This is a genomic window from Dolichospermum flos-aquae CCAP 1403/13F (assembly GCF_012516395.1).
In the GTDB taxonomy this organism is placed as follows: Bacteria; Cyanobacteriota; Cyanobacteriia; order Cyanobacteriales; family Nostocaceae; genus Dolichospermum; species Dolichospermum lemmermannii.
This window is the reverse complement of the sequence record NZ_CP051206.1, coordinates 2,000,488-2,014,969: the sequence shown is the minus strand read 5'-3', so window position 1 is coordinate 2,014,969 and position 14,482 is coordinate 2,000,488. Positions and strand designations below refer to the sequence as shown.

Annotated in this window: 13 protein-coding genes; 10 read left to right on the top strand and 3 right to left on the bottom strand. The window is 40.3% G+C overall.

Translation table 11 applies throughout. The annotated features are described in order from the left end of the window. Positions 1-54 precede the first annotated feature (54 nt). Positions 55-1,263, top strand: a complete 1,209-nt coding sequence (locus HGD76_RS09830; RefSeq protein ID WP_168695661.1) for a 4-hydroxy-3-methylbut-2-enyl diphosphate reductase — start codon at positions 55-57, stop codon at positions 1,261-1,263. A 105-nt stretch (positions 1,264-1,368) separates the two neighbouring features. Next, positions 1,369-1,755: a type IV pilus biogenesis protein EbsA gene (gene ebsA / locus HGD76_RS09825; protein ID WP_168695660.1), complete on the top strand. Its 387-nt coding sequence runs from the start codon at positions 1,369-1,371 to the stop codon at positions 1,753-1,755. 64 nt (positions 1,756-1,819) lie between these two features. Here the strand turns inward: ebsA and HGD76_RS09820 are convergent, their stop codons facing one another. Beyond that, positions 1,820-3,031: an HhoA/HhoB/HtrA family serine endopeptidase gene (locus HGD76_RS09820; RefSeq protein WP_168695659.1), complete on the bottom strand. Its 1,212-nt coding sequence runs from the start codon at positions 3,029-3,031 to the stop codon at positions 1,820-1,822. 237 nt (positions 3,032-3,268) lie between these two features. Here HGD76_RS09820 and HGD76_RS09815 point away from each other — a divergent pair, with 237 nt between their 5' ends. Together HGD76_RS09815 and menH are read left to right on the top strand one after the other, a co-directional pair. Beyond that, on the top strand, positions 3,269-3,637 hold the full coding sequence (locus HGD76_RS09815) for a metal-sensing transcriptional repressor (RefSeq protein ID WP_015079443.1): 369 nt from the start codon (positions 3,269-3,271) through the stop codon (positions 3,635-3,637). Further along, on the top strand, positions 3,634-4,452 hold the full coding sequence (gene menH, locus HGD76_RS09810) for a 2-succinyl-6-hydroxy-2,4-cyclohexadiene-1-carboxylate synthase (RefSeq protein ID WP_168695658.1): 819 nt from the start codon (positions 3,634-3,636) through the stop codon (positions 4,450-4,452). Before HGD76_RS09815 ends, menH begins: the two co-directional genes overlap by 4 nt. Positions 4,453-4,891: 439 nt before the next feature. Here menH and HGD76_RS09805 read toward each other — a convergent pair whose 3' ends face one another. After that, complete coding sequence (locus tag HGD76_RS09805; RefSeq protein WP_168695657.1) at positions 4,892-5,521, bottom strand: hypothetical protein; 630 nt, start codon at positions 5,519-5,521, stop codon at positions 4,892-4,894. Positions 5,522-5,722: 201 nt separating this feature from the next. Between HGD76_RS09805 and fbp the strand changes: the two genes are divergently transcribed. The 3 genes from fbp (at position 5,723) to opcA (ending at position 10,170) form a co-directional block, all read left to right on the top strand. Beyond that, positions 5,723-6,760, top strand: coding sequence for a class 1 fructose-bisphosphatase (gene fbp / locus HGD76_RS09800; protein WP_168695656.1), 1,038 nt, complete (start codon positions 5,723-5,725; stop codon positions 6,758-6,760). Between the two features lie 342 nt (positions 6,761-7,102). Beyond that, positions 7,103-8,632: a glucose-6-phosphate dehydrogenase gene (zwf, locus tag HGD76_RS09795; protein WP_168695655.1), complete on the top strand. Its 1,530-nt coding sequence runs from the start codon at positions 7,103-7,105 to the stop codon at positions 8,630-8,632. Positions 8,633-8,805: 173 nt separating this feature from the next. Then, the gene (opcA, locus tag HGD76_RS09790) at positions 8,806-10,170 is read left to right on the top strand and encodes a glucose-6-phosphate dehydrogenase assembly protein OpcA (RefSeq protein ID WP_168652847.1); all 1,365 of its coding nucleotides are present in this window, start codon (positions 8,806-8,808) and stop codon (positions 10,168-10,170) included. Positions 10,171-10,343: 173 nt separating this feature from the next. Here the strand turns inward: opcA and HGD76_RS09785 are convergent, their stop codons facing one another. Then, positions 10,344-10,718 carry a hypothetical protein gene (locus tag HGD76_RS09785; protein ID WP_168695654.1) on the bottom strand — a complete coding sequence of 125 codons (375 nt, stop codon included), beginning with the start codon at positions 10,716-10,718 and terminating at the stop codon, positions 10,344-10,346. 634 nt (positions 10,719-11,352) lie between these two features. Between HGD76_RS09785 and HGD76_RS09780 the strand changes: the two genes are divergently transcribed. Genes HGD76_RS09780 through HGD76_RS09770 form a run of 3 tightly spaced genes read left to right on the top strand, consistent with a single transcriptional unit; the run spans position 11,353 to position 14,250 of the window. Continuing rightward, positions 11,353-12,570 (top strand): type IV pilus twitching motility protein PilT, encoded by a 1,218-nt coding sequence (locus tag HGD76_RS09780; protein WP_168695653.1) that lies wholly within the window; start codon positions 11,353-11,355, stop codon positions 12,568-12,570. A gap of 21 nt (positions 12,571-12,591) precedes the next feature. Next, positions 12,592-13,362 (top strand): circadian clock KaiB family protein, encoded by a 771-nt coding sequence (locus tag HGD76_RS09775; protein WP_168632172.1) that lies wholly within the window; start codon positions 12,592-12,594, stop codon positions 13,360-13,362. Positions 13,363-13,383: 21 nt separating this feature from the next. Continuing rightward, positions 13,384-14,250, top strand: coding sequence for a CHAP domain-containing protein (locus tag HGD76_RS09770; protein WP_168695652.1), 867 nt, complete (start codon positions 13,384-13,386; stop codon positions 14,248-14,250). Positions 14,251-14,482: the final 232 nt, after the last annotated feature.

The window sequence follows — 14,482 nt, the reverse complement described above, 5'->3', positions numbered from 1 at the left end:
TCGGCTCCAAGCGCGAGAAAATCAAAAATAGTAATTATTAGTGGTCAATCTCAAATGGATACAAAAGCTTTTAAACGCAGCCTCCAACATTCAGCCAATTATAATCGTAAGGGCTTTGGTCATCAGGCGGAAGTAGCCACTCAGTTACAGTCTGAGTTTCAAAGTAACTTAATTCAGGAAATCCGCAATTCTAACTACACTCTCAGCCGTGGTAATGTCACAATCCAACTAGCCCAAGCATTTGGCTTTTGTTGGGGTGTAGAAAGGGCTGTAGCCATGGCCTATGAAACCCGTCAGCATTTCCCGACCGAACAGATTTGGATTACTAACGAAATTATTCACAATCCATCTGTGAATAAACGAATGCAGGAAATGCAGGTAGAATTTATTCCCGTTATTGATCAAGTAAAAGACTTTTCTGTTGTTGGTAGCGGTGATGTGGTGATTTTACCAGCTTTTGGTGCCAGTGTTCAAGAAATGCAAATTCTCAATGATAAAGGTTGTCAAATTGTTGATACTACCTGTCCTTGGGTTTCTAAAGTTTGGAACACTGTCGAAAAGCACAAAAAAGGTGATTACACTTCAATTATTCACGGAAAATACAAGCACGAAGAAACCGTTGCGACCAGTTCTTTTGCTGGGAAATATTTGATTGTTTTAAATTTACAAGAAGCAGAATATGTCATTAACTATATTCTCTATGGTGGCAATCGTCAGGAATTTTTAGCTAAGTTTGCTAAAGCTTGTTCTGCGGGATTTGATCCTGATCAAGATTTAGAACGGGTAGGTATTGCTAACCAAACAACCATGCTCAAAGATGAAACCGAAAAAATCGGGAAAATGCTAGAGCGAACCATGATGCAGAAATATGGACCAGCAGAGTTAAATCAGCATTTCCAAAATTTCAACACTATCTGTGATGCTACTCAAGAACGTCAAGATGCTATGCTGGAATTAGTGGAAGAAAAGGTAGATTTAATGATAGTTATTGGGGGGTTTAATTCATCAAATACTACCCAATTACAACAAATTGCTTTTGATCGGGATATTCCTTCCTATCACATTGATTGTGTGGAACGGATTCAATCAATTAATAACATTGAACATCGGCAATTAACAGGAGAATTGGCAATTACAGAAAACTGGCTTCCAGTAGGGAAAATTAAAGTTGGGGTTACTTCTGGGGCTTCGACACCGGATCAGGTAGTTGAAGATATAATTGAGAAAATTTTTGCCCTCAAAGCCACAGCCACTTTAGTTTGACAATACCTTAGCTAAAGTAAAAAAAGTCTGAATTCGGAGGTTGGGTTTGGCTTGGCTTAACCCAAACTCCCAAAAAATGGCGAATAATTGAAGGAATCTACAAAAATGTCTGGTAATACGTCTTTTGATCAACTCCAACCTGCAAATCAACAACAAGCTACCGTCTATTTACCTTATATTCAGGGTAGTAAGCGAAATTTATTACCCTATGCCATCAGTCTTTATAAAACACGTCAGTTGGAGGGACAGCGTAAAATTGAGGGTGGTAAGAATATTTCTTTTGTTGCGACTTGGAATGATGCCACTTTACCCTCAGATTTAACCATTTGCCGGATTCAGTTTGAGACTGACTCTGAACTAACTTATGAAGTAATGATGCCAAGTTTTGAATTTATTAGTTTTTTAATTGAACTAATGGAAAACTATAAGCGAAATAGCATCAGCGATTTTCCTAAATCTTCTTACCGCAAACTTTTACACTTAGACGATTAAAGCAGAAATAGATATAGTCAGGGGTATACCTACGCATACCCCCATTTTCAAAATTCAAAACTAACTAAGAAATATCTTTCAACTCAGCGGTACGAACCGAAAGCATCTGTGTCTGATTACCTCTTTGCACCTTCACTTGCAACGCTTGACCAAGGGTACTGTCTTCTACTACGCCTTGCAACTGTTCAGCACTAGTAATAGGGTTATTGTTAATTTGCAAAATCACATCTCCGCGACGGATACCCGCAGTTGCAGCCGGAGAATTAGGAACAACCCGCATGACTAAAACACCCGCGACTTCAGGAATTGCAAACATGGAATTAGGATCATTGTTATTTTGTTTTGCTAATTCCGGTGTTAGTGTCACCATTTGCACACCTAAGTAGGGATGAGCAACTTTGCCATCACGTTGCAATTGAGCAGCGATTACTTTAGCTTTATCAATAGGAATTGCAAAGCCAATCCCCATCGCATCGGCGCGAATTGCGGTATTAATGCCAATCACTTCTCCCAAACCATTTAATAATGGTCCACCGGAGTTACCGGGGTTAATAGCTGCGTCAGTTTGAATGAAGTCTAACCGTTTATCACTGATTCCTACTTGAGCGCTGGAACGTTTGAGGGTGCTGACAATCCCCAAGGTGACGGTATTATCAAATCCTAGCGGATTACCCACAGCGATCGCCCAATCTCCTACCTGAACATGATCAGAATTACCTAAATCTGCAACAGGTAAATCCTTACCAGCATTAATCTTAACTACAGCCAAATCTGTAACTTCATCAATGCCTTGAACTTTACCTTTAAAGGTGCGACCATCTTTCAGACGGACTGTGACTTTATCAGCCTTATCAACTACGTGAGCATTGGTGAGAATTACGCCACTTTTGTCAATAATAAAACCAGAACCTAAACCCCGTAACTGTTCAGTCGGTGATTGTTGGGGAAAGCTATCACCAAAAAACCGCCGAAAAAACGGATCTTCCATCATCGGATCATTTCGGCGCGTAATCGTTCTTTCTGTATCAATTCTCACCACTGCTGAACCTACCCGATTGACCGCTGCTGTCACAAAACTATGACTACCAATCACAGCCGTAGCGGGAGAAGGCTTTTGAGCAATTTTCATCAATGACTCAGTGACAGGATTCGGACCCGGTTCTGCGGCTGAAGGTAATACCCGCAAGGAGGTGAAAGTCAACATCACTCCTATAAAAATCGCTAAAATATGGGTACTGAGTTTTCGGATAGACCGGGACATTTGGGACAATCGCATAATCACAACCTAATCTACAAGTCTAATTTTTGCTGTTTCTTGATAAATCTATCTACACCTATTTTTACAGATTCAGATCAGAATTCTGGTTTATTGACATTTTCGCTCATTTAAAGTTTCTTTGATTTCACGGAATCTTGGCTCAAAGTGCAGGATATTTTTTCATCTTCCCCTGCGCTCTCTGGGCTAAAATATTAATTAAAGCCAAAATGGCTAAAAAATATGCAGAGAATACCCATGAATGGAGCAAACCCAGTAACTAACGAATCTTTACCTACATCAGATCACAACCATCCAGATCATACACACAATCAGGCTGATTCTGTTCATCCTCATGTCCACAGTGAAGAGTCATTACGGCGGATTGTTAACCGACTATCGCGCATAGAAGGTCACGTTCGCGGAATTAAAACAATGGTACAGCAAAATACCCCTTGTCCTGATGTATTATTACAAATTGCTGCTGTGCGTGGGGCATTAGATAAAGTAGCCAGAATTGTCCTAGATGAACATTTAACTGAGTGTATTGGTAGAGCCGCCCAAAAGGGGAATATAGAATTAGAGATTGAACAATTAAAAGCTGCTTTAGATAGATTTTTACCTTGATTATCCATAAATATCAATTTCACTATTATTTAAATCATCAACCAAACAAACCAATAATTCTGCTTTTACATGGTTTTATGGGTAATATTCATGAATTTGATGAAGTAATTAAATTACTATTTGCTGATTTTTCCTATCTGACCATTGATTTACCTGGGCATGGCAAAACTCAGGTTTTAGACGATGAATGCTATCCCATGACATCTACAGCCGCAGCTATTATTCAATTATTAGATGAATTAAAAATTGACCAATGTTATTTAATTGGTTACTCAATGGGAGGAAGATTGGCTTTATATTTGACTTTGCATTTTCCCCATAGGTTTATTAAAGTCATTTTAGAATCTGCTTCTCCAGGTTTAGCAACAGAAACCGCAAGATTAGCCAGAATTAAAGGTGATACTCAAATAGCCAGAAAACTATCTAGAATCATCAATCAAGATGATTTTTATGACTTTCTCAATAATTGGTATCAACAGCCAATTTTTGGTGATATCAAAAATCATCCTCAATACCAATCTATGATATCCAGTAGATTAACAAATCATCCTTTAAACCTAGTCAAGTCATTACAGTTTATGGGAACAGGTTCTCAAGCTAGTTTATGGGAATTGCTAACTAAAAATACTATTCCTCTATTATTATTAGTTGGTGAGAAAGACGAAAAATTTATTGATATTAATATCGCTATGACTGAAAAATGCAACTTGGCTAAATTACAAATAATTCCTCAAGTCGGACATAATATTCATCTAGAAAACACTGTAGCATTTGTGCAAAATATACAAAAATTTTTAGATCCCCGACTTCTTTAAGAAGTCGGGGATCTTGTTGTTGATTACAAAAGAAGGGAATAGGGAACAAATCAGAAACACTCATTTGCACCAGTTTAGAGGGTGTTTGAAAAGTCCCTCATGGTGTATCAAATATTTTTAGATCCCCCTAAATCCCCCTTAAAAAGCGGGACTTTGACTCTAGTTCCCCCCTTAACAAGGGGGGTTAGGGGGGATCTGTAAGTGCCTAAAATCACAACCTAAAACTTTTCAAACATCCTCTTAGAGGTTGTTTGAAAAGTATTAGATGAAACCAACAATCTCCGAAACCTAACCCCCCTTCCCTACAAGGGAATGGGGGTTTCAAAGCCTCTCCCCGCGTCGGGGAGAGGTTTGGAGAGGGGTTTATTGATACATTAAAAACTTTTCAAACATCCTCTTAGAGCTTCGATTGTTATTGTGTTTTGTCTATGAAATCAAACTAGGCTTCAACCGATACCATACGTTTTTTAGCAAGATGGTTTCTGCGGAGTTTAGCAGCGCCAAAACAAACAGCTAATGATGCTGGTAGCGCAATAGGACTAGACTCAAAGGGAACAGATGTTGCAGCAGAGAATTGTATTGTAGTGTTGTTGGAATCGGCATAAGAGAAAGTACTCAGATCAGTTAAGTCGTTATAATAACTGTTATTCCCAGATGTTCCCAAAGATAAGAAGGTGTCAGCAGAATTGATAAACGAAGCATCAGCAAAAGTTATATTACCACTGGTAACTTTAAAAGCATTAACGTTAAAAGTTTGAGAAAAATTATAACCAGAACCCACTCCTTTACCACCAGGACTAGATATAACCGTTGCTGTAATCCCTGGACCAGGGTTATTACCTTCCACTAAACCGCTTAATGTTCCCTTAACTAACCCGTTAGTACCTCCGTCTATATCCTGAAACTGAAAATTGAAACTAATAGCATGAGCAGGGGTAGCAGCTAGTAACACAGAAGCCGCAAATCCGCTTACAGCAAGGGTTTTAGCGATTATGGGGGGGGGGTAGAGATATTGATCTTGACCATGACTATCAAAAAAATATTTACACAACTCGGTACACAGTATCATTTTACGTGCTTAGTGTCAACTACTTTGAAGATTTATTATCTAGAGAAAAATACTGAAAAACACAGATTCTCGACTTCTTGAAGAAGTCGAGAATCTTCAAATTAAAAATTCAATTCTTTAGTTTATATAAAATCACATTTAAGTTATCAAATTCCCTTTCTAAGATAGAAGCAGGAACATGACCCCATAGCAGCGAACAACATGACACAAATATCAGAATCTTTAGATTTGTCCACAGATAAAGCTTTAGATCGTGATTGTACAACATTATCCCGTCACGTCCTCCAGCAATTACAGAGCTTTGGACCAAATGCCCAGGATTTAAGTGCGCTGATGAATCGTATCGCTTTAGCGGGTAAATTAGTTGCCCGTCGGTTGAGTCGCGCTGGTTTAATGGAAGGGGTGCTGGGATTTACTGGAGAAGTCAACGTCCAGGGAGAATCCGTCAAAAAGATGGATGTTTACGCCAATGAAGTATTTATTTCCGTGTTCAAGCAAAGCGGCTTAGTCTGTCGTCTCGCTTCCGAAGAAATGGAAAAACCCTACTACATCCCCGAAAACTGCCCCATTGGTCGTTATACGCTTCTTTATGACCCCATTGACGGCTCATCTAACACAGATAATAATCTCAGTTTAGGTTCTATCTTTGCCATTCGTCAGCAAGAAGGAGAAGATGCTGATGGTGAAGCCAAGGATCTACTTACAAATGGACGCAAGCAATTAGCAGCCGGATATATTCTCTATGGACCAAGCACTATGCTAGTTTACAGCATAGGTACAGGTGTACATTCATTCATTCTTGATCCTAGTTTGGGTGAGTTTATTCTCTGTCAAGAAAATATCAAAATGCCAGATCATGCCGCCACCTATAGCGTTAATGATGGTAACTTCTGGCAATGGGATGAATCTTTTAGAGAATATATCCGTTATGTTCATCGCACAGAAGGTTATAGTTCCCGTTACAGTGGGGCAATGGTGAGCGATATTCACAGAATTTTATTACAGGGTGGAGTATTTCTCTATCCCGGCACATTACAAAAACCAGAAGGTAAATTACGTTTGCTGTATGAAACTGCTCCCCTAGCATTTTTAATTGAACAAGCTGGAGGTATAGCGACTACAGGAACAATGGATATTTTAGATGTAATTCCCACAAAACTGCACCAGCGGACACCATTAATTATTGGTAGTAAAGAAAATGTAGCCAAGGTCATGTCTTTTATCAAAACAGGTAATTAGATAAAACTCTAATTAATTAAAAAATCAAACCTCATGTTCCACATAGAACAAATAACAGAAAAACAGTCGGTTAAAACCGACTTTAGCTATAAGACAGGGAATTTATTCCCTGGATTCTGGATTCTAAATTCTGGATTCTAAATTCTGATTCTGTATTCTATGTACTTGCAATAACCTGTCTGTGTCCTTTCCGTGTGATTCATGAACTCTTTCAAAGGTCAAGTCAAGCTATTCTCACCTATAGAGGAGATTGCGGAATTTAAGAAAAGATCAGGAAGTAGAGATCTTTTTCTTCTTGCCCTTCACCTCTGGCAAAATCTAAAATCTAAAATCTAAAATCCTATGGTCAGTCTGCTAGAAAATCCATTGCGCGTCGGTCTACAGCAGCAAGGGATGCCCGAACCACAAATTATCGTCATCTTTGGTGCTTCTGGAGATCTAACCTGGCGTAAGTTAGTACCAGCGCTGTACAAATTGCGGAGAGAAAGACGTATTCCCGCAGAAACCACCATTGTGGGTGTAGCGCGTCGGGAATGGAGTCACGAATACTTCCGCGAGCAAATGCAAAAAGGCATGGCTGAAGCTCACGCTAATGTGGAATTAGGTGAACTTTGGCAAGACTTTTCCCAAGGTTTATTTTACTGTCCTGGGAATATAGATGACCCCGCAGGATACCAAAAACTGAAAACCCTATTAGCTGAACTAGACGAGAAACGAGGAACAAGAGGAAACCGGATGTTTTACCTCTCTGTTGCCCCTAATTTCTTCCCTGAAGCTATTAAGCAACTAGGGTTAGCAGGAATGCTAGAAGACCCCGAAAAACAGCGGTTAGTCATTGAAAAACCCTTTGGTCGTGATTTAGCTTCTGCTCAAAATCTCAACCAAGTAGTACAAAAGGTTTGTAAAGAAAACCAAGTTTATCGTCTTGACCACTATTTAGGGAAAGAAACGGTGCAAAACTTGCTGGTTTTCCGCTTTGCTAATGCCATTTTTGAACCTTTGTGGAATCGGCAATTTGTAGATCATGTACAAATTACTGTCGCCGAAACTGTGGGAGTAGAAGACCGGGCGGGTTATTATGAAAGTGCGGGCGCGTTGCGAGATATGCTGCAAAATCACCTCATGCAGCTTTACTGTTTAACCGCCATGGAAGCACCTAACTCTATGGATGCTGACAGTATCCGCACGGAAAAGGTTAAAGTGTTACAAGCGACTCGTTTAGCTGATGTTAATAATTTGTCAAAATCAGCAATTCGTGGACAATACAGCGCGGGTTGGATGAAAGGTCAACAGGTGGCAGGGTATCGAACTGAACCAGGTGTTAATCCTGAATCTACTACCCCTACTTACGTGGCCATGAAGTTCATGGTAGATAACTGGCGTTGGCAAGGTGTTCCTTTTTACCTAAGAACTGGCAAGCGGATGCCGAAAAAAGTCAGTGAAATTGCGATTCATTTCCGCGAAGTTCCTTCAAGAATGTTCCCCTCTGCGGCTCAACAAGTAAACGCCAACGTTTTGGCCATGCGAATACAACCCAATGAAGGTATTTCCCTCCGGTTTGATGTGAAAATGCCCGGTGGTGATTTCCGTACCCGGTCTGTAGATATGGATTTTAGCTACGGCTCTCTAGGTATTTCTGCTACTTCCGATGCCTATGATCGTCTCTTCCTTGATTGTATGATGGGCGACCAAACTTTGTTTACACGGGCGGACGAAGTAGAAGCGGCTTGGCAAGTAGTTACACCTGCCTTGTCTGTATGGGATTTACCAGCCAATCCTGCGAATATTCCTCAGTATGAAGCCGGTACTTGGGAACCAGAAGAAGCAGAATTACTAATTAACCAAGACGGTCGCCGCTGGCGCAGACTTTAATTACTCCTTGGTCATTGGTCAGTAGCAAAACAACGAACAACTGACAACGAACAACTGTACGGGCGAAGCATTTGGAGAACTATTTTTGGCAATGACCGATAATTTATCTTCCAAATGCTTCGCCCCTACTGACAACGAACAACTGACAACGAACAACTGACACAATATTAAGTATGGTTTCTACAATTTTTTCTTTGCAAGCGCCCAAGGATGTTTCCCTCACAGAAATTGAGGTAGAACTTAATCAAGTTTGGCAAAGTTACGGTCTTCAGGGGGAAGATGGTACTTTACCCGCTGCTACCCGCGCCACAACATTTACTTTAGTAGTTTATGAACCGGAAGAAACTCAGTATTTGTTAACTGCAACCGGCTTTTACAAGGGTCCAGTTGACGGTATTCTCGGACCACAAACAAAAACAGCTTTGCAGGAAGTCCAGAAAAAGCACCACCTTCCAGAAACTGGTACTGCTACACCGGAAACTTTGACGGCTTTACGGGCTGAATATTTCCAAAAGCAGCGCACTGGACCAAATGGAGATAATCATGGTGCAGCCATGGGGTATACTTTTAGTCCTACCAGTCCCACGATTGCTGACGAAATTGCTACCCGTAACCCTTGCCGAATTATTGCTTTATGTCCCATTGCCGGCGATGATGAAGGGGTAAAAGCCCAAGTTTCTGCCTATTGTCCCATTCAAAAGCAATCTTCCAGCACTCTTATCTGTTGTGAGTACATTACCCTTACTGGTACTGTTGCAGCTTTAGAACGCATTGGGGGCATGATTCCCGCTTTGTTAATTGGTGGTTTACCTAAGTTTCTCTGGTGGAAAGCTACACCAGATGCTGGCAATACTTTGTTTAGGCGTTTAGCGTCTGTTTGCAATAATGTCATTGTTGACTCCTGCAACTTTAATACACCAGAAGATGATTTACTCAGCTTGCAGAAGTTAGTAGAATCTGGTATACCTTTGGCTGATTTGAATTGGCGGCGGTTGTCAGCATGGCAGGAGTTAACAGCACAAGCTTATGATGCGCCTAATCGTCGCGCTGCTCTTAGAGAAATTGATCGTGTCAATATTGATTATGAAAAAGGCAATGCTGCTCAAGCCTTATTGTATTTGGGTTGGTTAGCTAATCGCTTAGAATGGCAGCCAGTTTCCTATAAACAGGAAAACGGTGATTATGATATCACCTCGATTCAGTTCCTGTCTCAAGACCAAAAACACATAGAAGCTGAGTTAGCAGGTGTTCCCATTGCTGATATGGGGGAAATTATCGGTGATTTAATTGGTTTGCGTTTGAGTTCTACTAATATTCAAGCTAATTGCGGAACTGTGATTTGTTCGGAAACTGGCGGTTGTATGCGAATGGAAACTCATGGAGGCGCTCAGTCGTCTGGGTTGTTCCAACAAGTAACTTCTCTTTCTGAACAAAAAGCCGAAGCGTTGTTAAGTCAACAAGTACAACGCTGGGGACGTGAGGCTTTATTTGAAGACAGTTTAACTGCAATTGGCAACACTATTAAGTTAGGCAAGTAGTTAATAGGTAATGGGTTAGTTGTCAGTTGTCAGTTGTCAGTTGTCAGTGGAAAATATTTTCCCCATGCCCTCTGCTTCTGCCCTCTGCTTCTGCCCTGTTCCCTGTTTTAAATATTAAAAAACCCGGATAAACCGGGCAGATGTACTTTTTGTCGGGTGTTAGCTAATGAGAATTATTGGTTAATTTCACAAGTTAAAGGACAAGCTGCATAAACAGTGGTTTGGGCTTTTTCAGCTTTACCATGCAACCAACTTAACCATTTTATTTGCCTAGGATGAATACCTTTAGCTGTTAGCACTCCAGCAGCAATTAATACTGCCATAACATTAAACATTACTAAACCACCTGCCACAATTAACACGGCACTAGCGGGCATCACAGATTGTAAAACAATGGACAATAGACAGCCAACTGTAGCCATCAATACAACCAATGGAAAGCCGACGACTAACAAGCACACTGCCAATGTAAATGTCCAGATTAAAAAGCTTTTCATCATTAACAAGGAGTCGGTCTGAACTAGATTAGAGCTTTGAGCAGAAACCATGACTTTTCCTCCTAATACACAGCAAGTTTAAATTTCAGTTGTTTATCACTCGAAAGCGAATTAACTGATTTTGTTTCAGTGAAATTTAGTATATAAAACCTTAGCTCCAAAATGAGCATTTCTTTACTAAAGTTTACAGTTGATTTTTTCTACTTATGAATAAGAATTCACATATACCCACAGGTAGGGAAACGAGTTTTGGTCTATGCCTTGAGAAATATAGACTAAGGATAGATGAGAAGCAGATATTGATCCCCGCAATCTGATTACCCAGATGCTTAACATTTCTTATAAAAAACGATATTATTTCTCATAATTTATCAAAAAGTGATCAAAACAGATTGTAGATGATGGGTAATTCTTAATTTCTTTCACTTTTCCCCGCCTCTTTATCCTTAATTACTCTGTATTATTAGCGACTAATATATTACGTAAATCCTATGAAAGACCAAGGATAATCAGTATGTGTTAAAAAATATGTATATTGGTGAATAACCCACTAAGAAGACTGCATAACAGAGGCAGGAGGAGTAGGAAGCAGGAAGCAGGGGACAGGGAACAGAAGGAAAATATTTTCCACTGACAACTAACAACTAACAACTGACAACTGACCAATTAACAAAAGTGAAGATATATGACAGAATCACAAACATTCAGAATGCCGCCACCCTTGCCAAAAGTAAAAATACAGCATCAGTCGGCAAATTTAGAAATGAACGCACCAGCACCGCCAATAATTACTACACCACCACCAATATTTCCTAATTTAAATGCGCCCACAAATGAACCTGTACAACGGACCTTGGCGCAGCTTATCCAGGAAGCATTTGATGAGGGTTACTCTGATGTTCACTTGGGAGTGGGTGAAATACCCCGCTTCCGCAACCGGGGAGAAATTCTCACTACAAGTTACCCCGAAACTGATAAACCGACTTTTATGCGTTGGTTGCGGGAGATTCTCACGGATTCTGAAATTCAAAGGTTTCAAGAACATTTAGAATTTGATGGTGCGACTCAGTACGATTTTGCCCGTGTGCGGATTAATGTGTTCGATTCCCTGCGCGGTTATGCCATGGTACTGCGGTTAATTCCTCTCAAAATTCTGTCTATGGAGCAATTGCGTTTACCACCAGTTTTTCGAGATATTTGTCATAGTCACAAAGGCTTGGTTTTAGTAACAGGTCCAACTGGTTCAGGTAAATCCACGACAATGGCAGCAATGGTTGATTATATTAATCGGGAGATGGCTAAACATATTATTACGATTGAGGACCCGGTAGAATTTGTCCACCAAAGTCGTAAGTCTTTAGTTAAACAGCGGGAAGTGGGAATGCACACCCGCAAATTTGATAATGCTTTAAAAGCAGCTTTGCGGGAAGATCCAGATTTAATTCTGGTGGGGGAAATGCGGGATAAGGAAACGGTGAATACGGCACTGAAGGCGGCACAAACGGGTCACTTGGTGATGGGAACTCTGCACACGAATAGTGCGGTCAAAACTGTTGAACGGATTCTCAATTTGTATTCAGGTGAAGAACAGGAAGCTATGCGGATAGCGCTTGCAGAATCTTTAGTAGCTGTAATTGCTCAAGGTTTATGCCGCACTACAGATGGTAAACGGGCGGCTTTCCACGATATTCTCATTAATACTGAGGCTGTTAAGGAATGGGTGAAGGATGGCAAGTATGATGAGATTGCGGAGTTAATGAAACAAGCCGGTTTTGATGGCATGGTGACAATGAATCAGTCATTGCTCAATCTTTACCAAGAAGGCCGGATTACTGAGGAAACGGCGTTAGAAATGTCGCCAACTCCTAACGAAATGGCGCAATTCCTCCGAGGTCGTGTTTAATTAACAACTGACAACTGACCAATGACTAAGTTGAATTTAGACAAATTATCTAAACCCCAGTTGTTTAAGGGTATTGCTTTGTTTACGCCTGGAGGGGATTTAATTTATTGTATTGACCCTAGTAAGCAAGGACGATGGCATTTACATTTATGTGCGGCTTTGCAGGAAATCCTCGACTTACCAGAGCCGCCACATTTTTTAGTTCCTTGTTATACTGCAACTATTGATCACTGGTTAAATCCTCGAACTCAACAAGTACAAATCTTTGCGGAGGCTTATCCAGCGGTGATTCGGCATCAGGCTGTGTTGAATGCGATTTTTGAGACGGGGGATTTGGTGTGGCAATCAGCACCTTGGCAAGATGGTTTGTGCGATCGCTTGGTATTATCAACTTATCGCTCTACATTTCCTCAACTTTGGCAAGATCATGATTTAATTGTGCGTTTGGATTTGGCTGATTCTCCCTCACAGTACCAGCAACCAGTCATTAATACACAACCAGTGCTACAAAAGATCCCAGGTCCCCCAGGCTTTGTTTTGCGCTTGTTTGTGGCTGGTCATAGTGCGACTACAGAAAAAATTTTACAAAACCTGCACGAATCATTAGAGCGATCGCTAGGATATCCTTATACTCTCAAAGTTATTGATGTTCTCACCAATCCAGAACAGGCAGAAATTGATCAAGTTTCTGCTACTCCTACTTTAGTTAAGGTTTGGCCTCATCCAATTCGGCGCATGGTTGGTAATTTACATAATGCGGACAAACTTCTACAAATGTTAGCGGGACAATAGACAACTGGTGACAAAGAATGTATGGACTCTACAAGGATTTTAGGACTGGAATTAGCTGTAAAAAATCCTGTTAATCCTGCTAATTCTTCTCAGTTACCTGTTCCGTTTATTGATACAGTTTTTCAGGCAATTAATGCAAGTGAATATATCCTGAGTGGACTAAGCGGTAATTCTCAAAGAGATTACATTATGGGGACTGCTTTTGGTCTTTATAACCAGGAGTCAGCTAATCAAATATTGACAGCTTGGGCGCGAAATAATTTTACTAATACACCGCATATAAAATTAGTATCTGGTCAAAACTTCAATGGAGCGTATGCAAAGGACAATAATACTATTTATCTATCTGGGGAATTTGTAGCGGCTAATTCGGGTAATGTTGGGGCTGTTACAGGGGTTTTAGTAGAGGAGGTTGGGCATTATTTAGATAGTCAAATTAATGCCAAAGATGCTGATGGGGATGAGGGATATATTTTTTCGGCGTTGGTAAGGGGGCAAAGTATTAGTCCTGGAGAATTGGTATCATTGAAGAGTGAGGATGATAGAGCAGTAATTTCGATTAATGGAAAATATGCCTATGGAAGAGCCATAGAAAAAGGACTATTTCAGAATAATCGAGGAATTGGTGAAACCGTTTCTCTTAATGCAGGCTCTTGGGATGATCAAATTGGATTAAGTAATGTAAAATGTACTCCCAGAATCAATAGCTTTATTATTTTTGATAGTGAAACAGGAGGCACAACTGATTCGAGAGGTCATGTAGGATTTGTGGAACAAGTATATGCTGATGGTTCTTTCCTAATTTCAGAATCCAATTGGGGTAATTATTTAGGCTTTGGATTGCGTCATTTGTCAGCAGGAACTAAAGCTAAGTTTATTTATCTCTAAATTAGTAGCTTGGATTGAGGTAACGGAAGCTAACATTCACAATATCTAGCTTTTAGGAATAGTGTAAAGCGATCGCTCATCTATTATGAATAAATGTAAGGGTTTAGCAATGCTAAACCCCTACGTCTGTGGGAAAATATTAAGATTGATGTATCGCTTTTCTATGATTATGGAGGATAGAATGCGATCTTGTTTTCGCTATAAGTGAGAGAGAATCAACCCGTTTTGGGAA

Coding starts and splice junctions, on each gene's coding strand:
- HGD76_RS09780 (WP_168695653.1), top strand. CDS start 11,353: ATGACAGAATCACAAACATTCAGAATGCCGCCACCCTTGCCAAAAGTA.
- HGD76_RS09770 (WP_168695652.1), top strand. CDS start 13,384: ATGGACTCTACAAGGATTTTAGGACTGGAATTAGCTGTAAAAAATCCT.
- ebsA (WP_168695660.1), top strand. CDS start 1,369: ATGTCTGGTAATACGTCTTTTGATCAACTCCAACCTGCAAATCAACAA.
- HGD76_RS09785 (WP_168695654.1), bottom strand. CDS start 10,718: ATGGTTTCTGCTCAAAGCTCTAATCTAGTTCAGACCGACTCCTTGTTA.
- opcA (WP_168652847.1), top strand. CDS start 8,806: ATGGTTTCTACAATTTTTTCTTTGCAAGCGCCCAAGGATGTTTCCCTC.
- fbp (WP_168695656.1), top strand. CDS start 5,723: ATGACACAAATATCAGAATCTTTAGATTTGTCCACAGATAAAGCTTTA.
- HGD76_RS09830 (WP_168695661.1), top strand. CDS start 55: ATGGATACAAAAGCTTTTAAACGCAGCCTCCAACATTCAGCCAATTAT.
- zwf (WP_168695655.1), top strand. CDS start 7,103: ATGGTCAGTCTGCTAGAAAATCCATTGCGCGTCGGTCTACAGCAGCAA.
- HGD76_RS09805 (WP_168695657.1), bottom strand. CDS start 5,521: ATGATACTGTGTACCGAGTTGTGTAAATATTTTTTTGATAGTCATGGT.
- HGD76_RS09815 (WP_015079443.1), top strand. CDS start 3,269: ATGAATGGAGCAAACCCAGTAACTAACGAATCTTTACCTACATCAGAT.
- HGD76_RS09775 (WP_168632172.1), top strand. CDS start 12,592: ATGACTAAGTTGAATTTAGACAAATTATCTAAACCCCAGTTGTTTAAG.
- HGD76_RS09820 (WP_168695659.1), bottom strand. CDS start 3,031: ATGCGATTGTCCCAAATGTCCCGGTCTATCCGAAAACTCAGTACCCAT.